The organism is Klebsiella sp. PCX (genome assembly GCF_021869705.1).
In the GTDB taxonomy this organism is placed as follows: domain Bacteria; phylum Pseudomonadota; class Gammaproteobacteria; order Enterobacterales; family Enterobacteriaceae; genus Klebsiella; species Klebsiella quasipneumoniae.
Genome location: NZ_CP091527.1, coordinates 1,061,135 through 1,081,074, shown reverse-complemented (window position 1 = coordinate 1,081,074; position 19,940 = coordinate 1,061,135). Strand labels below are relative to the sequence as shown.

20 protein-coding genes are annotated in these 19,940 nt (G+C 59.5%); 12 read left to right on the top strand and 8 right to left on the bottom strand.

Going from position 1 to position 19,940, the window contains the following annotated elements; genetic code table 11:
- Positions 1 to 7 precede the first annotated feature (7 nt).
- The 4 genes from GQR96_RS05000 to GQR96_RS04985 are packed head-to-tail and all read left to right on the top strand — an operon-like array spanning position 8 to position 3,413.
- Positions 8 to 907 (top strand): branched-chain amino acid ABC transporter permease, encoded by a 900-nt coding sequence (locus tag GQR96_RS05000; RefSeq protein WP_002890128.1) that lies wholly within the window; start codon positions 8 to 10, stop codon positions 905 to 907.
- On the top strand, positions 907 to 1,956 hold the full coding sequence (locus GQR96_RS04995; RefSeq protein WP_002890127.1) for a branched-chain amino acid ABC transporter permease: 1,050 nt from the start codon (positions 907 to 909) through the stop codon (positions 1,954 to 1,956). Before GQR96_RS05000 ends, GQR96_RS04995 begins: the two co-directional genes overlap by 1 nt.
- The gene (locus GQR96_RS04990) at positions 1,943 to 2,725 is read left to right on the top strand and encodes an ABC transporter ATP-binding protein (RefSeq protein ID WP_017900983.1); all 783 of its coding nucleotides are present in this window, start codon (positions 1,943 to 1,945) and stop codon (positions 2,723 to 2,725) included. Before GQR96_RS04995 ends, GQR96_RS04990 begins: the two co-directional genes overlap by 14 nt.
- Positions 2,718 to 3,413, top strand: coding sequence for an ABC transporter ATP-binding protein (locus tag GQR96_RS04985; RefSeq protein ID WP_004204908.1), 696 nt, complete (start codon positions 2,718 to 2,720; stop codon positions 3,411 to 3,413). Before GQR96_RS04990 ends, GQR96_RS04985 begins: the two co-directional genes overlap by 8 nt.
- 116 nt (positions 3,414 to 3,529) lie before the next feature.
- Here the strand turns inward: GQR96_RS04985 and GQR96_RS04980 are convergent, their stop codons facing one another.
- Positions 3,530 to 3,700: a hypothetical protein gene (locus tag GQR96_RS04980; RefSeq protein WP_002890108.1), complete on the bottom strand. Its 171-nt coding sequence runs from the start codon at positions 3,698 to 3,700 to the stop codon at positions 3,530 to 3,532.
- A 445-nt stretch (positions 3,701 to 4,145) separates the two neighbouring features.
- Here GQR96_RS04980 and GQR96_RS04975 point away from each other — a divergent pair, with 445 nt between their 5' ends.
- From GQR96_RS04975 to GQR96_RS04960, 4 genes are read left to right on the top strand one after another with little or no spacing between them, the layout of a single operon-like run.
- Entirely contained in the window at positions 4,146 to 4,955 is an 810-nt protein-coding gene (locus tag GQR96_RS04975) for an ABC transporter substrate-binding protein (RefSeq protein ID WP_002890106.1), read from the top strand.
- Between the two features lies 1 nt (position 4,956).
- Positions 4,957 to 5,775: an amino acid ABC transporter ATP-binding protein gene (locus GQR96_RS04970; RefSeq protein ID WP_004204909.1), complete on the top strand. Its 819-nt coding sequence runs from the start codon at positions 4,957 to 4,959 to the stop codon at positions 5,773 to 5,775.
- A complete protein-coding gene (locus tag GQR96_RS04965) occupies positions 5,772 to 6,524 on the top strand; it encodes an amino acid ABC transporter permease (protein WP_065903480.1) in 753 nt (250 codons plus the stop codon). Before GQR96_RS04970 ends, GQR96_RS04965 begins: the two co-directional genes overlap by 4 nt.
- Entirely contained in the window at positions 6,514 to 7,203 is a 690-nt protein-coding gene (locus GQR96_RS04960) for an amino acid ABC transporter permease (protein ID WP_017900979.1), read from the top strand. Before GQR96_RS04965 ends, GQR96_RS04960 begins: the two co-directional genes overlap by 11 nt.
- A 3-nt stretch (positions 7,204 to 7,206) precedes the next feature.
- Here the strand turns inward: GQR96_RS04960 and GQR96_RS04955 are convergent, their stop codons facing one another.
- From GQR96_RS04955 to GQR96_RS04930, 6 genes are all read right to left on the bottom strand, one after another.
- The gene (locus GQR96_RS04955) at positions 7,207 to 7,917 is read right to left on the bottom strand and encodes a fimbria/pilus periplasmic chaperone (protein ID WP_017900978.1); all 711 of its coding nucleotides are present in this window, start codon (positions 7,915 to 7,917) and stop codon (positions 7,207 to 7,209) included.
- Positions 7,886 to 9,529, bottom strand: coding sequence for a fimbrial adhesin EcpD (ecpD, locus tag GQR96_RS04950; protein WP_004204915.1), 1,644 nt, complete (start codon positions 9,527 to 9,529; stop codon positions 7,886 to 7,888). The genes GQR96_RS04955 and ecpD overlap by 32 nt, the downstream gene beginning before the upstream one ends.
- A complete protein-coding gene (locus GQR96_RS04945) occupies positions 9,519 to 12,044 on the bottom strand; it encodes a fimbrial biogenesis outer membrane usher protein (RefSeq protein WP_065903478.1) in 2,526 nt (841 codons plus the stop codon). Before GQR96_RS04945 ends, ecpD begins: the two co-directional genes overlap by 11 nt.
- Before the next feature lie 25 nt (positions 12,045 to 12,069).
- The gene (locus GQR96_RS04940; RefSeq protein WP_017900976.1) at positions 12,070 to 12,738 is read right to left on the bottom strand and encodes an EcpB family pilus assembly chaperone; all 669 of its coding nucleotides are present in this window, start codon (positions 12,736 to 12,738) and stop codon (positions 12,070 to 12,072) included.
- A 57-nt stretch (positions 12,739 to 12,795) separates the two neighbouring features.
- Positions 12,796 to 13,383, bottom strand: coding sequence for a common pilus major fimbrillin subunit EcpA (ecpA, locus tag GQR96_RS04935; RefSeq protein WP_004204919.1), 588 nt, complete (start codon positions 13,381 to 13,383; stop codon positions 12,796 to 12,798).
- A gap of 73 nt (positions 13,384 to 13,456) precedes the next feature.
- Positions 13,457 to 13,999, bottom strand: coding sequence for an ECP biosynthesis operon DNA-binding transcriptional regulator EcpR (locus GQR96_RS04930; RefSeq protein WP_004144585.1), 543 nt, complete (start codon positions 13,997 to 13,999; stop codon positions 13,457 to 13,459).
- Between the two features lie 837 nt (positions 14,000 to 14,836).
- Here GQR96_RS04930 and phnC point away from each other — a divergent pair.
- The 4 genes from phnC (at position 14,837) to phnE (GQR96_RS04910) (ending at position 18,460) form a co-directional block, all read left to right on the top strand.
- Positions 14,837 to 15,679: a phosphonate ABC transporter ATP-binding protein gene (phnC, locus tag GQR96_RS04925; RefSeq protein ID WP_042939290.1), complete on the top strand. Its 843-nt coding sequence runs from the start codon at positions 14,837 to 14,839 to the stop codon at positions 15,677 to 15,679.
- Between the two features lie 22 nt (positions 15,680 to 15,701).
- Positions 15,702 to 16,640 (top strand): phosphonate ABC transporter substrate-binding protein, encoded by a 939-nt coding sequence (gene phnD / locus GQR96_RS04920; RefSeq protein WP_032426081.1) that lies wholly within the window; start codon positions 15,702 to 15,704, stop codon positions 16,638 to 16,640.
- A 66-nt stretch (positions 16,641 to 16,706) separates the two neighbouring features.
- Positions 16,707 to 17,579, top strand: coding sequence for a phosphonate ABC transporter, permease protein PhnE (gene phnE, locus GQR96_RS04915; RefSeq protein ID WP_017900974.1), 873 nt, complete (start codon positions 16,707 to 16,709; stop codon positions 17,577 to 17,579).
- Positions 17,576 to 18,460 carry a phosphonate ABC transporter, permease protein PhnE gene (gene phnE, locus GQR96_RS04910; RefSeq protein ID WP_060656923.1) on the top strand — a complete coding sequence of 295 codons (885 nt, stop codon included), beginning with the start codon at positions 17,576 to 17,578 and terminating at the stop codon, positions 18,458 to 18,460. The genes phnE (GQR96_RS04915) and phnE (GQR96_RS04910) overlap by 4 nt, the downstream gene beginning before the upstream one ends.
- Positions 18,461 to 19,195: 735 nt before the next feature.
- On the opposite strand, the gene GQR96_RS04905 is transcribed toward phnE (GQR96_RS04910), so the two are convergent.
- On the bottom strand, positions 19,196 to 19,861 hold the full coding sequence (locus tag GQR96_RS04905) for an HAD family hydrolase (RefSeq protein WP_065903476.1): 666 nt from the start codon (positions 19,859 to 19,861) through the stop codon (positions 19,196 to 19,198).
- Positions 19,862 to 19,940: the final 79 nt, after the last annotated feature.

The following is a 19,940-nucleotide window of genomic DNA, read 5'->3' as shown; positions in this document are numbered from 1 at the left end:
CTACAAAATGGACGGCGCCATTTTTCTCCAGCAAGTGGTCAATGGAATGAGTCTTGGGGGCATGTACGCCCTGATTGCCATCGGTTATACGATGGTTTATGGCGTGCTGCGGCTGATCAACTTCGCCCATGCGGACGTGATGATGGTCGGCGCGTTTAGTACGCTGTTTTTATTTTCTTCGGTTGGGCTACCCTTCGGGGTAGCCGTTTTCCTGACCCTCGGGCTGTGCGGCCTGTTTGGTATGCTGATTGACCGGGTTGCCTATCGTCCGCTGCGTCAGGCCTCGAAAATCTCCATGCTGATCACCGCCATCGGCGTCAGCTTCTTCCTCGAAAACCTGTTTAACGTGCTGTTCGGCGGCAGCTCGCGCTTCTTCTCCGCCCCGGACTTTTTCAACCAGACCCGGGCCTTTGGCAGCGTCATCATTACCAACGTGGCGTGGATTGTGCCGCTGATCACCGTCCTGCTGCTGCTGGCGATCCTCTGGCTGCTGTACCGCACCCGCTATGGGATGGCGATCCGCGCGGTGGCCTTTGACGTCAACACCGTGCGCCTGATGGGTATTGACGCCAACCGGATCATCTCCCTGGTCTTCGCCCTCGGCAGTAGCCTCGCGGCGCTCGGCGGCGTGTTCTACTCCATCAGCTACCCGACGATCGATCCCCTGATGGGCGTGCTTATCGGCCTGAAGGCCTTTGCCGCCGCCGTGCTGGGCGGGATCGGCAGCGTCACCGGCGCGGTGCTGGGCGGCTTTATCCTCGGTTTTACCGAAGTGGTCGCCGTGGCGATCTTCCCCGAACTGGGCGGCTATAAAGATGCTTTCGCCTTCCTGTTCTTGATTCTGGTCCTCTTGTTCCGCCCGGTCGGCATTATGGGCGACGAACGTCTGGAAAGGAGCCGTTTCTGATGCTCAACGCGACGACGACCGCCGGGGCGCAGCTGCGCAACCTGGCCATTATTGTCATCTGTATCGCGCTGCTGGCCGGAATCAACGTGGTTTTCAATGACTACATTGTTCGCGTCATCAGCACCATTTTTATCTTTATGATCCTCGCGGTCAGCTACAACCTGATCAACGGCGTGACCGGCCAGCTGTCGCTGGAGCCGAACGGCTTCGTGGCGGTGGGCGCCTACGTCACCGCCCTGCTGATCCTCTCCAGCGACAGCAAGGTAGACATGTTTGAAATGGCCGCCCCCAGCCCGTGGATCCTCAGCCTGCACGCGGGTTTCCTCCCCGCCCTGCTGATAAGCGGCCTGTGCGCGGCGGCGCTGGCGGTGTGCCTCGCCGTACCGGTCTTCCGGGTGCGCGGCGACTACCTGGCCATCGTCACCCTCGGCTTCGGGTTTATCATCAAGATCCTCGCCATTAACAACCCGCAAATCACCAACGGCGCCATCGGGCTGAACGATATTCCGCAGCAGCCGCATCTTCTGTTCTGGTGCGGGCTGTTCGCCCTGCTGGCCACCGGCATGATCCTTCAGCTGGTGTGGTCGAAGTATGGTCGGATGATGAAAGCTATTCGCGACGACGAAGATGCGGCGATCGCCATGGGGGTCAACACCTTCCGCATTAAAACCTGCGCCTTCGCCACCAGCGCCTTCTTCGAAGGGATCGGCGGCGGTCTGCTGGCTTCCCTGCTGACCACCATCTCCCCGGGGCTGTTCGACTTTATGCTCACCTTCCAGCTGCTGATTATTATCGTCCTCGGCGGACTCGGCAGCACCACCGGCGCCCTGCTCGGCACCGTGCTGGTGGTCGGCAGCGGCGAGTGGCTGCGCTTTCTCGACCAGCCGCTGCAGTTCTTCGGTCACGATCTCGGCGCCTATCCGGGCCTGAGAATGGTGGTCTTCTCCCTGCTGCTGCTGATTATCATGCTCTTCGCCCGCGAAGGGCTGCTGGGGAAAAAAGAGATTTGGCAGACCGGAAGAAGGAGCGGCGGCTATGGCGGAAAATAAAATCATCCTGCAGGTGCAGGACGTCACCATGCAGTTTGGCGGCCTGCGGGCCATCGACAACGTCAGCTTCCATGTTGACGAGGCGGAGATCTTTGGCCTTATCGGCCCGAACGGCGCGGGTAAGACCACCCTGTTTAACGTCATCACCGCCAACTATAAGCCCACCAGCGGCAGCGTCACCCTCGCGGGCGCCTCGCTGAAGGGGCTGAAGCCCAACCAGGTGGTGAACGCCGGGATCGCTCGCACCTTCCAGAATATCCGGCTGTTTAACTCTATGACGGTGCTGGAGAATGTGATGGTCGGGCTCGACCGGGCCAGCCGCTATTCGTTGCTGGAGGCGGCCCTGCACATTGGCCGCTACTTTCCGGCCGAGCGGGCGGCGAAGGCCAAAGCGATGGCCATTCTGGAGGATATCGGCATCGCCCACTTCGCCCATATGCAGGCCACGAACCTGAGCTATGGCAACCAGCGCAAAGTGGAGATCGCCCGCGCGCTGGCCACCGCGCCGAAGCTGCTGCTGCTCGATGAGCCGGCTGCCGGGATGAACCCAAAGGAGACCGAGGATCTGGCGGAGCTGATCTTCCGCATGCGCCATGACTATCAGCTCAGCGTCCTGTTAATCGAGCACGATATGCCCTTCGTCAACCGCCTGTGCGAACGGGTGATGGTCCTGGAGTATGGTAAGCCATTGTTCAGCGGCCTGATGGCCGAGGCGATCCAGCATCCGGACGTCATTTCCGCTTATCTGGGAGAAGCCAATTATGCTTAACGCCCGGGAACTGAAGGTTTTTTACGGCGTGATCCAGGGGCTGAAGGGCGTCGATATCGACGTCTATGACCGGGAGATCGTCACCCTGATCGGTAGCAATGGCGCCGGTAAAACCTCCACCCTCAATGGGATCGTCAACCTGGTGCGCTCCAGCGGGCGCGTCAGCTTCCTTAACGACGATATCTCGCGCAGCCAGACCCACCAGATCGTGCGCCGCGGGCTTGCGCTGGTGCCGGAGGGACGCCGGGTCTTTACCAACCTGACCATCGAAGAGAACCTGCGCATGGGCGCTTACAATAATCTCGCCGGCTACACCCGCCTGCGCGATCGCATGTACGCCCTCTTTCCACGGCTCAAGGAGCGGCGCCATCAGATGGCTGGCACCATGAGCGGCGGCGAGCAGCAGATGCTGGCCATCGCCCGGGCGCTGATGAGCGAGCCGGTGTTATTGATGCTGGATGAACCGAGCCTCGGACTGGCGCCGAAAATTGTCGGCGAGCTGTTCGGCATCATTAAGCAACTGCGCGAAGAGAATATGACGGTGCTGCTGGTGGAGCAGAATGCGACGGCCGCGCTGGCGATCGCCGATCGGGCGTATGTCCTGGAGAATGGCCGGATCACCTTGTCAGGCGCGGCGCGGGAGATGCTGACTAATCCGGAAATTAAGCGGATGTATCTGGGGGGATAGGCATGGTCAAAACTGCCTGGGCTGCGGCGGCGCCTCCTGCGAGGCCGCAACCTCAGGCAGTCTCTTGCTACACAAAGCACACCTCGTTCCAGTAGGCTTCTCGCGTCCTGCGTCGCTCAGTATGTCTTATCATGACGGAACCACCGGGTTTCCACGTTGCCAATGTCCACGCCGTAAAGGCTGGCCACCGGCAGGATCGCCTCCATGACGCGTTGGGTATCTTGCTGTCCGGCTTCACCGTTGGACAAAAAAGCCAGCCAGCCCGTTAACCGTTGCCACAATGCCACTTTCGTTTTCTCCTCTGTCGGGAAGCGTATCGCCTGGGTCTATTTCAACCACAGTTGGCCGGGCGCGGGAAATATTAATTCCGAATTTGCAATCCTGGCTGGCGCATATTACCCCCGGTGCTTTTCCCCTCACCCTAACCCTCTCCCTGAGGGAGAGGGAACCGCCCGGCAGTCGTTGCAGCCCCGGTATACACCGCGGGGCTAACGCCCATGCGCACGATGAACGGAAAATTACCCCTATCCCCTCCCCCTCTCTCCGGAGGGAGAGAGGGCCGCCCGGCAATCGTTGCCGCGCCGGTAAAACGCCAGCGGCGCATAAAGAATACCCACAGGTTTGTTAAGTTCTTTTTGGTTATAGATAAGAATTTTTTCTTCTTTGCCGCCGATGGGCAATTTATGGGAGCGTGATGTCCACAAAACAAAACAGGGATTCAGGGGAAAAACTATGCGCAACAAAACCACAAAAATAGCACTGGCGCTGGGTATGCTGCTGCTCGCCTCGCAGGCGCAGGCCGACCAGCTGGCTGACATCAAAGCCGCTGGCGTCGTGAAAGTCGCCACCTTTGACGCCAACCCGCCGTTCGGCTCCGTAGACGCCAAAACCCACCATATCGTCGGCTACGACGTCGACTTTGCCCAGGCGCTGGCGAAAGCGCTCGGCGTCAAACTCGAGCTGGTGGCCACTAACCCGGCCAACCGTATTCCGCTGCTGCAGTCCGGCAAAGCCGACCTGATCGTCGCCGACATTACCATCACCCCGGAGCGGGCCCAGGTTATTGATTTCTCAACGCCGTATTTCGTCACCGGCCAGCAGTTCCTCGTGCCGGCCGGTTCTCCGGATAAGCTTGATGAGTACAGCAAAGCGCGCATCGGCGCGGTGAAAGGCACCACCGGCGAACAGGCCCTGCACCAGCGTTTCCCGCAGGCTCGCGTCCTCTCCTATGACGATATTCCGCTGGCCCTGACCGCTCTGCGCAACGGCAACGTCCAGGCCATCACCCAGGACAGCACTATCCTTGCCGGTCTGTTGGCGGAAGCGCCGGATAAAGCCAAGTTTAAAATTCTGCCCGATCTGCTCAGCAAAGAAGAGATTGGCGTGGGCGTGAAGAAAGGCGAACCGGCCCTGCTGAAAGCCGTCAACGATGAGCTGGTGAAGCTGGAGAAAACCGGTGAAGCCGCGAAAATTTACGATGTCTGGTTTGGCCCTGCCACTAAAACGCCGCAGCCGCGCGCCTTTACCATAGAAGCGAAATAATATGTTCTCGGGTTTATTCTCCCACTCCGCGGCCCCGGCCGCGGATTTTTCACGTCTGCAGCGCGCCAGCATAACGTTTCGTGAGGTAGCCAAGCGCTACGGCGATCATCAGGTGCTTAACGCTATCAACCTGCAGGTCGAGCCCGGCGAAGTGGTGGCGATCCTCGGTCCTTCCGGATCGGGAAAATCGACGCTGATCCGCTTGATCAACCAGCTCGAATCCTTAAGCGGCGGCGAGATCCTGATCGACGGTAAACCCACCAGCCGGCTGAGCGGCAGCGCCTTGCGCCAGCTGCGTAGCCGCGTCGGCTTTGTCTTCCAGCAGTTCAACCTTTACGCCCACCTGACGGCGCAGGAGAACATCACGCTGGCGCTGGAGCGCGTCCACGGCTGGGGAAAAAGCGCGGCTCAGGAGCGGGCGCTTGCGCTGCTGCGCCAGGTCGGGCTGGAGGAGAAAGCGCAGCAGATGCCGGCGCAGCTCTCCGGCGGCCAGCAGCAGCGGGTGGCCATCGCCCGCGCTCTGGCCTCCTCGCCGCAGATTATCCTGTTCGACGAGCCCACCTCGGCCCTCGACCCGGAGATGATCGGCGAAGTGCTGCAGGTGATGAAAAACCTCGCCCACAGTGGGATCACCATGCTGGTGGTGACCCACGAGATGCAGTTTGCCCGCGAAATTGCCGACCGGGTGGTGTTTATCGACGGCGGCGACATTCTCGAGGTCGCCCCACCGGCTGAGTTTTTCGCCCATCCGCAGCATGCCCGCGCGCGGCGTTTTCTGCAGAAGGTGCTGGATCCGCTGCACCAGGAGAGCCTCGAGTGACGCCGATGCTTGACTGGCACGGCGTCCTGAGCGGACAGCCGTTGCAATGGATTATCTCTGGTTTTCTCACCACCGTCTGGGTCAGCGTCGCCGGGATCCTGCTCGCCACTGCGCTGGCGGTCCTGCTGCTGGCCCTGCGTCTCGGCGGCGGCCGCGTGGGGCGCGGGCTGGTGGCCGCGTGGGTCTCGCTGTTTCGCAATACTCCGCTGCTGGTCCAGCTGCTGTTCTGGTACTTTGCCGCCTGGAACCTGCTGCCGCTGGCGGTGAAGGACGTGGTAAACGACGAGCACGCCTGGTCCATTCTGCCGGGCAACGTCTGGTGGCTGACGCCGGAGTTCCTCTGCTCGATGTGGGGGCTGGGGGTCTTTACCTCTGCCTTTCTGGTGGAAGAGATCGCCTCCGGACTGCGCGCCGTCAGCCACGGGCAGCGGGAAGCCGCGCTGTCGCAGGGCTTTACCCCGTGGCAGGAGCTGCGCTTTATCCTCCTGCCGCAGGGACTGGCCAACGCCTGGCAGCCGATTGTCGGCCAGTATCTCAACCTGATGAAACTCTCATCGCTGGCCAGCGGCATCGGCTTTGCGGAACTGACTTATCAGGTGCGGCAGATTGAGAGCTATAACGCGCACGCCCTGGAGGCGTTTGCCATCGGCACCGCGCTGTATCTGGCGCTGGGGGTGGCGATGGGCGTGGCGCTAACGCGTCTCGGCCCGGGAAGAAAACTGCAACGGAGCGCCCAACATGAACGCTAATCTGGCGGTGATCGCCGATAACCTTGATTACCTGCTGTGGGGCCGGCTGGCGGAGGGCCAGCCCGGCGGCGTGGCCCTGACCCTGCTGATGGCCATCGGCGCCACCCTGCTGGCGCTGCCGGGAGGCATTGCGCTGGCGGGCCTGGCCTGGCGCTACGGCGGGCTGACGCGACGTCTGCTGTTCCTGTGGGCGGAAATTATCCGCGGCATCCCGCTGATATTTGTCATCTTCTGGCTGTGGTATCTGCTGCCGATGCTGACCGGCGGCGATCTGCCCGGCGCGGTGACCGTGACCCTGGCGCTGGCGTGGTTTACCGCCGCCTCGGTGATGCATTCGGTGCTGGCCGGGCTGCAGTCGCTGCCGAAAGGACAGTATGAGGCGGCGCTGACCCAGGGGTTCGCCCCCGGGCAAACGCTGCGCCTGGTGCTGCTCCCGCAGGCGCTGCGCAACGTTCAGCCGTCGCTGGTGGGGATCTTTATCGGCCTGCTGAAGGACACTTCGCTGGCGTTTATCGTCAACGTCCCGGAGCTGACTACCGTGGCCGGCCAGGTCAACAACCGGGTGCAAATCTATCCCCTGGCGATCTTCGTCTTCACCGGCGCGGTGTACTACCTGCTGTGCTGCGGTCTGAGCCTGCTGGCCAGCCGGCGCTTTACCCGCCGCGCGACCGCCGGATAAGGCTCACTCCGCGGGACGGGGCTTCAGCGGACAGGTATCGCTGATCTTAATAAATTTGTCGTTATAGACCAGATAGTGGTTCCCCGGCTGGCGCAATGCCGGCTGGCGAACCACGTCCCCGGGACGCAGATACCACGCGTCGCCCTCCTCTTCGGTCGAATCGCACCCGGGTTTAATCAGCAGCTTAAACCAGGTATTGCCGGTGTTGCTCACCGTCCCGGCCGCCTTATCGAAAGACCATTTAAACTGTACCTGCCGCGGGCGCACCACCAGAATGGTATCCATCACCACCACTGGCTCCATGCTGACTTCGCCGCCGGTCGGGCTGCGCCTCGTCAGGTTACGGGTGGGAATTTCACGAAACGAGACCCGATAGTAGCGCTCGCGGTTATCCCGCGGCCCATGATAATAAAATTTGAAATATTCGCTCTCCCCGGCCTGCAGCGCCAGCTGGCGGGGGGCGAACAGCAGTTCGCCATCCACCGGCCGGGAGCGCACTTCGCTGCCGCCAGGGCGGTCGATGGCGCTGACAGTGATCCGGTACAGCCGCGCGCTTTTATTGTTATTGACCACCCGTTTGCTGGCGAAATCCGCTTCAGCCGGCAGGGAAAAGGTCAGATTGCCGACCGAGATCGCCTGCGCCAGCGGCGCCGCCAGCAGGCAGCTCAGCGTCAGCAGGGCCTTAGTTAATGTTGCGCCACGTCGCCTGGACATGAATCTCTCCTGAAGCGCTGACTTCGCCAAACCAGCCGTTATCGTCTACCGTCCGCAGCGAAATGGCGTTATCCATCGGAATCGAAAATTTCACCGTGGTCTTATCCATCTGCCCCACTTCGCCGGAGATATCGGTCCACGGCGTGGTCAGCCACAGCGCATCGGTCATATCCCGCCAGCTGTCATCGCACCCGGCGTCGTAGGTCTGCGTCGCGCCGCTGCGGGTGATAAAAGAGAGCGTCGCCGGGAACGGCACTTTCGCCGTACCGTCATCGGAGCTGAAGAGACAGTAGGAGCGCCCACCAATCACCTGCGCCGGTCCGGTCACTTTGATCAGCACTTCGTCGGCGGCCGTTTTACCGCTGGTGGTGACGATGTAGCCGAAATCGAGCGCCGGTTCACCACTGCCGACATACCCCTCCCGCGACGGCGCCGAGGTATATTCGTCAGAGATAATGCTGATGCTGAAATCACGGGGCTTGATAATCAGCGTATTGGAGGTGGAAAACTCATACCAGCCTGACTCCGGCGAGGTGGTGTTCTGGAAGCGAAAGTTGAACAGATCCTTGGTATTGATATCGCTGATCCCGAGATTCACCATCTGCTTAAAGAAGTTACTGGAGAAGAACACATAGATCGCATCTGAGCTCTTCATCTCATTGAAGGTGTAGTAATAGGCGGTATTGCTCACCGGCTTCCATGAGCTGCCGTTGAGGCTGAACTGCATATCATACGCCCCGACGGCCGAGGCCAGCGACGAGTTGGCGATCGCCGGGAAAATATGGATCGACGTATTGCTTAACCCATTGGTCTGCAAGGTATAATTGACCATCTTACAGCTTAATCCTGAACGGCTGCCGATAGTCTGTGTCCGGCAGTCGGCGTTCCCTTCCCCAAGGGTTGGCACGCCATCGCTGTTGATAAACACCTCCGCCAGCGAGTGGGTGTTTATCAACCGCAGGTTCGCGGCTTTGGTGTGGGTGACGTTGCGCACATACCAGTTGCCGGAGGCCTGATCCTTACAGCGCGCGCCGCTGCTGGCGTCGTAGTTCACCGAGGTCTGGCAGGCATTGATGGTCATCGTGAAGCTGCCGCCGACCGGCATCTGTTGCAGATACTGATAAAACGCGTCCGACATCATACCGTGCATCCACTTCGCGCCGCCGCTGGTCACCGTCGCGCCATAGAACCCGCTGGCGTCAGTGGTCTGCGGCAGGATCAGGCTGGTGGCCATATCGCACCCGGCGTACCAGTTGATGCAGCGCAGGCCGGTTAAGGGGTGCGAAACCGGCGAGTTTTCCAGCCACATATCAAACTTCCAGTTGGCATTGAGCCCGGTGTTGTAGCCGTTATCGATATAGCCGAGACTCTGCTGATAGATGGTCCCGGAGCCGGTGTATTTTAAGCCGGTCCAGCGGTTGGCGCCGGTCATGCGCGGATCCAGCGCCCCGCCGGGAGTGACGAAAAAGTTGTCGTCGGAGTTGTTTTCCACAAACACAAACTCGCGCGCCGGCGCATCCGACCAGGTGGTCTTGGTCACCGCCGCCCTGAGCGCAGCCGCCGGCCAGAGCAGCGCGAGGATCGCCAGGGCGATTAATGGGTTAACTTTCATTCTCTTCTCCTGTCTGCTGCACCGCCGCCCACGACGAGAGGCCGCTGCAAACCACATCCCCCACCCACACGGCGCCGCGCGCCTGGCTGAGCTCCAGCGCCACTTCGCAGGTTTTATTGCCGCCGTAGCTGAAATCGATCGTGGGGTATTTCTTATCCACATCCATAACAAACTCGCCGTTTTCATCGGTGCGGGTACGGCCGATATGGTTGTTAATCCGCGCATTCGCCAGCAGCGTGCCGTCTTCCGCCCGAATACGACCGGAGACGGTGACCATCTGCTTCACCTCTGGCTCAATCACCGCCACGTTGCCGGGATAGAGAGTCAGATGACTCTTGCGCCCGCTGACGATGTCGTAACTGTCGAGCGAGTTTTTGCTGTTCTGCAGCTCCACCTCATAGCGGCCATAAGGCGAGAGCGGCAGATAGTTACGCTTACCGCTGAGCGGGAAGATCCGCCCGTTGACCCTGGCGCTGATTTGACCATCGTCCTCCAGCCCGGTGTTGAAGATCACCCCGGCGTTGCCGTCGGTTCGTCCGCTGGCGGCGATATTTTTGCCCTGCCAGCCGACGCTGCCGCTGGCGGTGAGGTTGGTGTTGACGTAGCCGTCCGCTGCGCTGTTGACGTTCAGCGTGCCGCTGGCGTAGCGGGCGTCGAACTGGGCATACGCCCCGCCGCTGAGGGTTTTGTCATCCCCGGTATCGCCGGAGATGGCCCGCGACAGATTGGCGCCGATGGTGCGAATGGTGCCTTCATCAAACTGTTTACGCGCTGAGAGGTTAGCCATGGTGTAGCCGTTCTGATGGGTCATCCCGGCGCTGAACCAGTTGCCCAGCGGCAGCGACAGATCGAGGGCGATATATTTCCCGGTGTTGGCGCTGCTGTCGCCATTGTTATAGCGCTGGATCCCCGCCCGCAGGCCAAGCGAGCCAAAGGCGCCGCTGTAGACCGTCTGATAGTAATCCGCGGTGTAGTAATGGCTGTTGTAGCGGCGATCATCGTTGTAGCTCACGCTGAACGTTCCCAGCTTCGACCACAGCGCATTCAGGTTGAGGGTGCCGCCGATCGCCCGGTTATCGGCATCGCTGCGCCGCAATTGATCGCCAATGTGGGTTCTCTCCTGGTTGACCCACACTGAACTAAAGCCCCCCGGCAACGTGGCACTGATGCTGCCGACGCTGCTCCACGAGCTGTCGCTGGCCAGCATGTTTTGCAGGTTAACGTTGATCGCCTCGCCCAGCGGCAGCGTCAGGCGAGTTTCTCCCACCGCCTGGTTGTCGTAGCCATAGCCCGTTGCCGCCCAGCTCAGGGTGCTGAGCGACCCGGAGGCCGAGAGGCCCGCCAGCCAGCTCTCTTTCGCCGGTCGGGTCTTTTTTCCGCTCTCCGACCAGCGATCCATATGAAAACTGCCGCCCCATACCTGCCACGCCAGCGGCGCGCCGGCGCCGCGTCCCCGGCTGAACAGCTTATTGACCCGCTGGGTGCGTTTGCTGACCACCCGCCCGTTGACGATCACCTCCACTTCCACGTCGTAAATACCGTACGGCAGGCCGCGGGTATCCACTTCATGGTTGCCCATGGCGAAGTTCTGGACGCTCAGCAACCGGCCGTCGCGGGTGAGATGCACCTCGCCCGCCGCCGGTAAAAAGGCAATCACCGGCGTGGCGGACTGGCTGTTGTCGAAGACGGTGGAGCTGGCCTGGTTCCCCCAGGAAAGGCCGTAAATCTTGCCCGCCGAAATAGCGGTCATCGGTCCCAGAGACTGCAGGTTCCAGGTGTCAAGCATCCCGCCGGCAAAGCGGTGGCCGGAGAAATCGCGTTCATACATGGCTTTATATAATTCACTGTCCTGCTGACCACTGCCGATGCCGTACAGCGAGCCGTCGAGCACCACGTGATGCTCACGCAGCGCCGTGACGTTGTTCAGCGACAGGTAGCTGGAGGTGTTGCTTCCGCCGTTGCGCATCTGGTTGTTATAGACGCCGAGGTTATAGCTCAGGTTGCTGCTCAGGGCGTTGACGCTCGACTGGCCGATGTCTTCGCTGCGCGAGCGCAGCACAGTGCCCAGCGCCTCGCGCTTGACCACCAGCTGCAGCAGCAGCTGGCGCAGGCTGAGATCCAGCTGCGCGCTGTCGGTCAGAGTAATGGTGAGCGCCTCGCTGAACGGGGCGTTGGCGAGGCCGATCAGCTGCTGTCGGGTCTGTTCGCTGACGCTGGCGTTACCCTCATTGTCCTCCAGCCGGATCTGCCGAACGCGCAGCTGGCCGCCATCCAGCCAGATAAAGGCGCTGCCGATCCGCTGATCGTCCCGGGTGTCCTGGCTGCCGGCAAGATGAATATAAAGAGGAACGCTCATGCCGTCCTGCAGCGCCTGGCTGAAGGCCTGCGGAATAATCACCCCGCCAATCTGCTGCGCGCCTGGGGCCGCCGCACTGGCGTCGGGCTGAACGAACAAAAAAAACATGCCGAAGGCAAGCCGCGTTTTCAGTCCTGGGGAAATCCGTTGTAGAGGCATCGTCGTTATCCATCTGCACAGCTGTCTATTTCACGGGAACAAACTGCTCACCCTGCCAAAGCGCAACCCGTCCTTTTTTATCCGCCGTGTCCACGCGCGTAAAACGGCGTGATTTACCCGGCATCAGGTAGTAGTTCTCTTTGCACTCCTTACCGTCGGCGGCCTTCAGGCAGGGGCCGTAGGCGAGGATCCGCAGCGTCGCATTCCCGGTGTTGGTCAGGGAGCCGTTGGCATACTGAAAGCGGTAGTTCACCTGCCGGGGCGCCACCACCAGGATGGTGCCGATGCGAGCGGAAGCGGTGGCAACCGCGCTGCGGGTGGCGTTATCGCGCTGGGCATCGCTGAGCGCCTGGTCGAACCAGACAATGCGGTAGTAGCGCTCTTTGTTATCCGCCGGGCCTTTGTAGAAGAAGCGGATCACATCGCTGGCCTGGGCGGGTAGCAGCAGGCTGGCGGGAGTGAGCAGCACCTCATCCGGTTTATCCATCGGGATAACCTGTCCGTCGTCCAGCGGGGAAGAGAGCCTTTCGAGATGGATATTGATCAGGCGGCCGCTGTCGGTGCTGTTCTTGATCGTTTTGCTCAGTGTGCTGCTGCCGCTGTTCATAAACGATGAGATATCGCCGACATCCAGCGCCTGCGCCGGCGATACTCCGGCAAGCAGCAGCCCGAGGGCCAGAAGGTGCTTTTTCATAACAATTCCGTCCGTGAAAAAAGCAGGGGGAGCCCCCCTGCTGGCGCATCACAAGGATCAGCTGGTCCAGGTGGCGTCGAACTGTACGCTGACGTCGCCGCTCCAGATCCCTTCCGGCAGGGTGCTGTAATCGGTCACGGCGGTGGTGCCGTCGGTGGTGCCGCTGATGATCGAGAAGGTGAAACCATCCTGCGCGGTGGTACGGCCGCTGGCGTTGTAGCCGTTAGCCAGCGCGCTGAGGTTGCCGCCCAGAACGTTGTTGGCGGTATCGATCATCACGGTATCACCGGTTTTTTCCACCGCTGCGCCGTTATAATCCACGCCCACGCTCAGCGTGGAGCCGGAGGTATCCAGCTGGGTTAAGGTGTTGGTGATAAGACGCGAGGTCAGCTTAAAGGCGGTCGCCGTTGCGTCACCCTCAATCGCCACGTCAAACAGACCTTTCTGTGAGTTAAAACCTTTCACGCCTTCGGCATACTGGAACGCCAGGCTGCCGAGCGGGGTGACCACCAGCTTGCTGGTGGTGTCTTTTTTGGCGGTCGCAGACCAGGTCGCTACAGCCTGAGCCGTTACGTCAGCAGCCTGCGCCACGCCCATACCGGTAAACGCCGTTACCAGAGCTATTGCCAGAACCTTTTTTTTCATCGCTTTTTCTTCCTGAGTTGAATTAAGGACATGATGTCCCGGTGAACCATTCAAAAATTAACTTACCTGGGTGTTACTGAACTAATTTGTATATTTTGGAATACAGCTTGGCCTCGGCATTGCGCCGATGGGTATATACTGTCTTCACGCTACAATTTTCAATTCTGGCGATCGATTTCGGCTGCATGCCCTGGGCGGTCATGCGGATAATTTTCATTTCCCGGTCTGTAATTTTATCTTTCTTAATATCTTTACGGAGAAACCTGCCATTAATCACATAGGCCAGCTCTTTTCGAATATCGCGACTCAGGCCAACATATACCACGCCGCGAATATCGCTATTGTAATACCAGTAATTCGCTAAGGCTTCTGACTTCCTGGCCGCAATTAATACGACCTGTTTCCCCTTTACCGCGGATAGCCATTCGCTGTCGCGCCTGATAAACTCGTTTAACGAAGCCGTATTGAGATTGATAAACACGAAATCTTTTCTGATTTTCTCTAGCGACAGATAAATTAACTCGTCGATATCTACAATCAGTTCAGACAATCCTTTATAGAAGTAGGAGTCATCGGCAGACCAAATATACTTATCGGAACAGCTTTTATATTCCATATAGTTTTTAACCTCATAGTCCTTGAAGTAATCATTTTTAAAACGTCACTGCTTGCCAGGCCTATAAAGTTTACTGGCGTATTCGATTCCTTTAGTAAATCGCCATTAAATAAGACACGCATTACTTATCAGTATTGAATAAGCGGGGTTAAACTATAATTATTTTCTGCTTGGCGTTGAATTTAAGTTTTTTCCTATGGAGTGTCAACATGCGGGAAGGCAATGAATTTCGCGCCCAGGTCAATATTTACAAAAACTGAAAATATCTCATTTTTGAGCGAAAGAAAAAGGTATTTATTTTCATAAGGTTATTAGCAATATAACCCTCAATTCTTAGCAGAATTTTATATTACCCAGGATCTTCACCCTATTATGTTAGGAATATTCTTAATGAAGGGCAGAATGCAGTTGTCAAATAAACCAAATTTATTCAAAAATAAAGAATATAAGTCTAAAAATCAGCAATAACCAGGATGATTCACCAATGCATAAGACTCATAAATAGATTAACATGCCGCACAAAATAGTTATATATATGTTAATTTTGCGGAATGATGAATGCTAAACAAAGGCAGAAGCATTATCTATTCGATTAAACAGACCTCATTAGCAAGATAAAACGAGTTTTGCCGATGGGTTCCTGCCGCACGGGGACGCCAGCCTCCGCGTTCCCGAAAGCATAGCCGCTTTTCGGCGCTTCGCCAGCGTACCGCGCACGGTGAACCGCTCACCGCCGCCCTTTCCCGCCTGTTCACGGTTTGTTCGCAATACCGTCATCGAAATTTCACATAAAGACCTATTAATAGTGGCCAGTTAATGACGAACCTGGACACTCTTATGAACAGCTCTCTTGCCGCGGTGGCCGAAACTGATTTCCAGCCGTTCACCGAACTCAATGCCGGCCGGCAGCGGAAGGTCTTAAGCGTGCGTAATCTGAGTAAAGCTTATCAAGCCCAGCACAAGGTGCTGGACGGCATCAGCTTTGATCTGCACGCTGGCGAAATGGTTGGCATCATAGGCCGCTCCGGCGCCGGTAAATCGACGCTCCTGCATGTCCTCAACGGCACCCACAGCGCCAGCGGCGGAGAAATTCTTAGCTACCCGGAAGTCGGTACCCCGCACGATGTCTCACAGCTGAAAGGTCGCGCGCTCAATGCCTGGCGCAGCCACTGCGGAATGATTTTTCAGGACTTCTGCCTGGTGCCCCGTCTCGATGTGCTCACCAACGTCCTGCTGGGCCGCCTCAGCCAGACTTCAACCCTGAAATCGCTGTTTAAAATCTTTCCTGAAGCTGACCGGGCGCGCGCCATTGCGCTGCTTGAGTGGATGAACATGCTGCCGCACGCGCTGCAGCGGGCGGAGAACCTCTCCGGCGGGCAGATGCAGCGGGTGGCGATCTGCCGGGCGCTGATGCAAAACCCCGGGATCCTGCTGGCCGACGAGCCTGTCGCCTCGCTGGATCCGAAAAACACCCAGCGCATCATGGATGTGTTGCGCGAAATTAGCGAGCAGGGCATCAGCGTGATGGTAAACCTGCATTCGGTAGAGCTGGTGAAGACCTACTGCACCCGGGTTATCGGCGTCGCCAGCGGCCAGCTTATTTTTGACGATCACCCCTCCCGGCTGACGCAGGATGTGCTGCAGCGGCTGTACGGCGATGAAGTTAGCCAATTGCATTAATTTCACTCACACGGGCAACATAATGAAAAAATCTATGACTGGCGCAGTTCGTTTATCCGCAATGGTCGCGGGCATGATGATGGCATGGCAGGCAGCGGCGGCGCAGCCGAAAGAGCTGAATCTGGGCATTCTCGGCGGACAGAACGCCACCCAGCAAATCGGCGATAACCAGTGCGTGAAGGCCTTCCTCGATAAAGAGCTGAACGTGGACACCAAACTGCGCAACTCTTCCGACTATTCCGGGGTGATCCAGGGTCTGCTGGGAGGGAAAGTCGACGTGGTGCTGAGCATGTCTCCCTCCTCTTACGCCTCGGTTTATCTTAATAACCCCAAAGCGGTGGATATCGTCGGTATCGCCGTGGACGACAAAGATCAGTCTCGCGGCTACCACTCGGTGGTGATTGTCAAAGCTGACTCCCCGTATAAAACGCTGGACGATTTAAAAGGCAAAGCCTTCGGCTTCGCCGACCCGGACTCCACTTCCGGGTATCTGATCCCTAACCATGCGTTTAAAGAAAAATTTGGCGGTAACGCCGACAACAAATACAACAACACCTTCTCCAGCGTCACCTTCTCCGGTGGCCACGAGCAGGACATCCTCGGCGTGCTGAATGGCCAGTTCGCGGGCGCGGTCACCTGGGCCTCGATGGTGGGCGATTACAACACCGGCTACACCACCGGCGCGTTCAACCGCCTGATTCGCATGGATCATCCGGATCTGATGAAGCAGATCCGCATTATCTGGCAATCGCCGCTGATCCCGAACGGCCCGATCCTGGTGAGCAATGCGCTGCCAGCGGACTTTAAAGCGAAGGTCGTGGCGGCGGTGAAAAAACTGGATACTGAGGATCACGCCTGCTTTATCAAAGCGATGGGCGGTACTCAGCACATCGGCCCGGGCAGCGTGGCTGACTTCCAGCAGATTATTGATATGAAACGCGAGCTGGTGAGCGCGCGTTAATCCTGCCTCAACGCCGCCTGCTTGCCCCAGGGTAAGCGGCGGCGCTACGTTGAAGATCCCCGACGCATGAAGACGACCCACACCGAATTTGAACACTATTACCAGCAGGTACGCTCGCGGCAAAAGCGCGATGCCGTCTGCTGGTCGCTGCTGCTGCTGGCGCTCTATTTTGCCGCCGGCAGCGCCGCGGAATTTAATCTGCTGACTATCTGGCACTCGCTGCCCCATTTCTTTGACTATATGGCAGAGACCATTCCGCCCCTGAGCGCCGGCAACCTGTTCGCCGACGTGCAGACCAAAGGCTCGCTGGCCTGGTGGGGCTATCGCCTGCCGATCCAGCTGCCGCTGATCTGGGAAACTCTGCAGCTGGCGCTGGCCTCAACCCTGGTGGCCGTCGCCATTGCCACGGTTTTCGCGTTTCTTGCCGCTAATAACGCCTGGTCCCCGGCGCCGGTGCGCTTTGCCATTCGCGTGCTGGTGGCGTTTTTGCGCACCATGCCCGAGCTGGCGTGGGCGGTGATCTTTGTGATGGCGTTCGGCATCGGCGCGATTCCGGGCTTTCTGGCGCTCATGCTGCATACCGTCGGCAGCCTGACCAAACTGTTCTACGAGGCGGTGGAAAGCGCGCAAAACAAACCGGTACGCGGCCTGGCGGCCTGCGGCGCATCCCCGCTGCAGAAAATTCGCTTCGCCCTGTGGCCTCAGGTGAAACCGCTGTTTCTCTCCTATGGCTTTATGCGGCTTGAAATCAACTTCCGCTCGTCGACCATTCTCGGGCTGGTGGGCGCGGGCGGCATCGGCCAGGAGCTGATGACCAACATCAAGCTCGACCGCTACGATCAGGTGAGCATCACCCTGCTGCTGATCATTCTGGTGGTGTCGGCGCTGGACATGCTGTCCGGTCGTCTGCGCCTGTGGGTACTGGAGGGTAAGAAATGAGCGTCTGGCACATGCAACCGGATCTCGCCGCCAGCCGGCGGCAGCATAAGCAGCTCTATCAGGTCCAGGGGCGCTACCTGCGCTACGTCGGGCTGGTGGCGCTGGCCTGCGTGCTCTATTACGTCTGGTTTTTTCTGCAGTTCGGCATCAGCGGCGAACAGCTGACCACCGGCCTGCAGCAGATTGGCCGCTATCTGGCGCGGATGTTCGTCTGGCACGACTTCTGGAACTGGCCGTTCGGCTATTACTTCACGCAAATCGGCATCACTCTGGCTATCGTCTTCGCCGGGACGCTCACCGCCACGGTGCTGGCGCTGCTGCTCTCCTTCTTCGCCGCCCGCAACATCATGCGCGGCGTGGTGCTGGGGACCCTCGCCCTGCTGATGCGCCGCCTGTTTGATGTGCTGCGCGGGATCGACATGGCTATCTGGGGGCTGATATTCGTGCGCGCGGTAGGCCTCGGGCCGCTGGCCGGGGTGCTGGCGATCATCATGCAGGACACCGGCCTGCTGGGACGGCTGTACGCGGAAGGCCACGAAGCGGTGGACCGCTCCCCCGGGCGCGGACTGACCGCCGTGGGCGCGAATGGCCTGCAAAAGCATCGCTTTGGCATTTTTACCCAGTCGTTCCCGACCTTCCTCGCGTTGAGCCTGTATCAGATTGAATCCAACACCCGCTCCGCGGCGGTGCTGGGCTTCGTCGGCGCCGGCGGTATTGGGCTTATCTATGCCGAGAATATGCGCCTGTGGAACTGGGATGTGGTGATGTTTATCACCCTGCTGCTGGTGGCGGTGGTGATGATCATGGACACCCTCTCCGCCTGGCTGCGCCGTCGCTATATCGGCGGCGCCGTGGTGCCGCTGTATCAGGACGAACGCTAGCGCACCTTTGTGCCGGGTGGCGGCTACGCCTTACCCGGCCTACAGGATCCTCTCACAGGTTCACACGCCGTAGGCCCGCGCAAGCGCAGCGCCGCCGGGCGAGGGCATCAGGCACGGCGCTGCTTTTATGCCGGGTGGCGGCTGCGCCTTACCCGGCCTACGGCCCGAGCAACCAGTCATTAATTTACCCACTTGCGCGACTGAAACTGCCGGTGCTGGCGGCCTCAACATCGCTGAGACGTTCCCGGAAGGCCGGGGCAGCCCGCATGGATGCGGGCTGAGGGCCGTGTTTTGCAGGGACGCTGCCTCGGCCCGACCCGAAGCCTGCAGGGATAAGTCGAAGGCACCACGCAGTGGCGATGTTGCTGGCCGGAGCCCGGGGGTACAGGGGGCGGCGGCGACTGGCCGCACCCTGTGCGCTCCCGGCGCCGTAAGTGACATAACGCAGAAGAACTAACCGGGAGCGCAATCTGCCCGGCATTAAAATAGAAGTTGTAGCCCTGCTAAACGCAGCGCGAGCAGGGACATTTCCGGTTGCGCCGATATTTCGCCGGGTGGCGGCTGCGCCTTACCCGGCCTACAGGGCCCTCTCACAGGCTCACACCCCGTAGGCCCGCGCAAGCGCAGCGCCGCCGGGCAATGACCGCCGGCACGGAGCCGCCTGTATGCCGAATGGCGGCACACGCCTTATCCGGCCTGGAACGACTGAACCCGCAGAAACATTTATCCGCTCCGCTATTCCAGCCGCCAGCTCAGCACCGGCCAGCCGTATCCGGCACCGGCCGCCTGCAGCTGCGGACAGGGATTGACCAGCCGCACGCGATCCGCATGCAGGCACAGCGGCAGATCGTTAATGGAATCGGTATAGAACGTCACCTCGCCGTTATACTGCGGATGCGCCTCGCGCCACTGCGCCAGACGCGCCACCTTTCCCTGCTGATAGCTGGGGATCCCGGCAATGACCCCGCTGTAGCCGCCGTCGACCATCGCCACGTCAATGCCCAGCGCCTGATCGATCTCCAGCGCGGCGGCCACCGCCTGCACCAGCAGGCTAACCGAGGCGGAGATAATCAGCATCTGCTCCCCCTCGGCCCGCAGACGACGAATGAGCTCCCACGCCTGCGGATAGACCCGGGGCAGGATCGCCTCGCGCACGCAGCGGGCCACCAGCGCATCAACGTCCGATTTCGGTATTCCGGCCAGCGGCGCCTGGATCAGGGCCACATAATCGGCGATATTCATCTCTCCCCGGTCATAATCCGCCATTAGCCGCGCCTCGCGGGCAAGATACCCCTTCTGCGTCGCCAGCCCTTCGCGAACCATAAACTGGCTCCAGACCGTACTGCTATCGCCCTGTATCAGGGTGTTATCGAGATCAAAAATCGTCAGCGTGTTGCCCATGGTACTTTCCCTTACTGGTCAAAATAAGCTGCCGGGAGCATGCGTAAAAAAGATGACAGGAAAATGAACCGGACGCCGC

What these genes read in the sequence shown, in the direction of transcription:
- GQR96_RS05000 (WP_002890128.1), top strand. Translation starts at nt 8, where the DNA reads ATGGACGGCGCCATTTTTCTCCAGCAAGTGGTCAATGGAATGAGTCTT.
- GQR96_RS04995 (WP_002890127.1), top strand. Translation starts at nt 907, where the DNA reads ATGCTCAACGCGACGACGACCGCCGGGGCGCAGCTGCGCAACCTGGCC.
- GQR96_RS04990 (WP_017900983.1), top strand. Translation starts at nt 1,943, where the DNA reads ATGGCGGAAAATAAAATCATCCTGCAGGTGCAGGACGTCACCATGCAG.
- GQR96_RS04985 (WP_004204908.1), top strand. Translation starts at nt 2,718, where the DNA reads ATGCTTAACGCCCGGGAACTGAAGGTTTTTTACGGCGTGATCCAGGGG.
- GQR96_RS04975 (WP_002890106.1), top strand. Translation starts at nt 4,146, where the DNA reads ATGCGCAACAAAACCACAAAAATAGCACTGGCGCTGGGTATGCTGCTG.
- GQR96_RS04970 (WP_004204909.1), top strand. Translation starts at nt 4,957, where the DNA reads ATGTTCTCGGGTTTATTCTCCCACTCCGCGGCCCCGGCCGCGGATTTT.
- GQR96_RS04960 (WP_017900979.1), top strand. Translation starts at nt 6,514, where the DNA reads ATGAACGCTAATCTGGCGGTGATCGCCGATAACCTTGATTACCTGCTG.
- GQR96_RS04955 (WP_017900978.1), bottom strand. Translation starts at nt 7,917, where the DNA reads ATGTCCAGGCGACGTGGCGCAACATTAACTAAGGCCCTGCTGACGCTG.
- ecpD (WP_004204915.1), bottom strand. Translation starts at nt 9,529, where the DNA reads ATGAAAGTTAACCCATTAATCGCCCTGGCGATCCTCGCGCTGCTCTGG.
- GQR96_RS04945 (WP_065903478.1), bottom strand. Translation starts at nt 12,044, where the DNA reads ATGCCTCTACAACGGATTTCCCCAGGACTGAAAACGCGGCTTGCCTTC.
- GQR96_RS04940 (WP_017900976.1), bottom strand. Translation starts at nt 12,738, where the DNA reads ATGAAAAAGCACCTTCTGGCCCTCGGGCTGCTGCTTGCCGGAGTATCG.
- ecpA (WP_004204919.1), bottom strand. Translation starts at nt 13,383, where the DNA reads ATGAAAAAAAAGGTTCTGGCAATAGCTCTGGTAACGGCGTTTACCGGT.
- GQR96_RS04930 (WP_004144585.1), bottom strand. Translation starts at nt 13,999, where the DNA reads ATGGAATATAAAAGCTGTTCCGATAAGTATATTTGGTCTGCCGATGAC.
- phnC (WP_042939290.1), top strand. Translation starts at nt 14,837, where the DNA reads ATGAACAGCTCTCTTGCCGCGGTGGCCGAAACTGATTTCCAGCCGTTC.
- phnD (WP_032426081.1), top strand. Translation starts at nt 15,702, where the DNA reads ATGAAAAAATCTATGACTGGCGCAGTTCGTTTATCCGCAATGGTCGCG.
- phnE (WP_017900974.1), top strand. Translation starts at nt 16,707, where the DNA reads ATGAAGACGACCCACACCGAATTTGAACACTATTACCAGCAGGTACGC.
- phnE (WP_060656923.1), top strand. Translation starts at nt 17,576, where the DNA reads ATGAGCGTCTGGCACATGCAACCGGATCTCGCCGCCAGCCGGCGGCAG.
- GQR96_RS04905 (WP_065903476.1), bottom strand. Translation starts at nt 19,861, where the DNA reads ATGGGCAACACGCTGACGATTTTTGATCTCGATAACACCCTGATACAG.